Source organism: Burkholderia cepacia, from assembly GCF_001039005.1.
GTDB classification, from domain to species: domain Bacteria; phylum Pseudomonadota; class Gammaproteobacteria; order Burkholderiales; family Burkholderiaceae; genus Burkholderia; species Burkholderia theae.
The window spans coordinates 1-633 of record NZ_LDWR01000141.1 but is presented as its reverse complement, the minus strand read 5'-3'; the positions used below and the strand labels follow the sequence as shown (position 1 = coordinate 633).

The window sequence follows — 633 nt, the reverse complement described above, 5'->3', positions numbered from 1 at the left end:
ATTCGACACCTGCCCGTGAATGGAAGCGAATCGTTGCAGCTGGCGCGCCGATTTGAAGCACCGCATCACCTGCTTGCGCACCCGGGTCGGCTGATGCGAATCTCCGCCCGGTTATTCAGCCCCTTGTGCTGCCGATGCTCGACGTTCAGACCCAGTTCGGTGTTTGCTGTCCCGTAGCTGCGCAGCTTGTCCGTGACGATCACGCGTGGGCAGCCGTGGCGCTCTTGAGCAGCTTGCGCATCAGACGTTTGGCGCCGCCTTGTCGCGGCGACGCTGCACCAGTACCTCGAGCACCGCGCCGTGCTGGCCGACGGCCCGCCAGGCCAATGCTTCCTGCCGTTGATCGTCACGACCACCTCGTCCAGATACCGTCGAACGGATGCACTTGACGATCATCAGGTCGAACTTCGGCGCCCGGCACCGCACCGTTTCGTATGTGGCTCGATTCCCCGTGCCACCAGCATCTCTCCGACCATCCGCAGGCTCAGCGGAAAGCGATAATGCAGCCACACCGCATAACTGATGAGGCCGGGCGGAAACCGGTGACCCTTGGACGAAATCGGCGCGTCGACCGACGGCAAGGTGGAAATGGCGGCTCTCTTCATGATCCATTCTACCCGCCACCTTCAGCTC

General features: G+C 62.6%; 1 pseudogene. It reads right to left on the bottom strand.

The features are described 5' to 3' along the window. Positions 1–581: pseudogene (locus VL15_RS43920) on the bottom strand (IS6 family transposase); the annotation flags it as partial. Between the last annotated feature and the right edge of the window lie 52 nt (positions 582–633).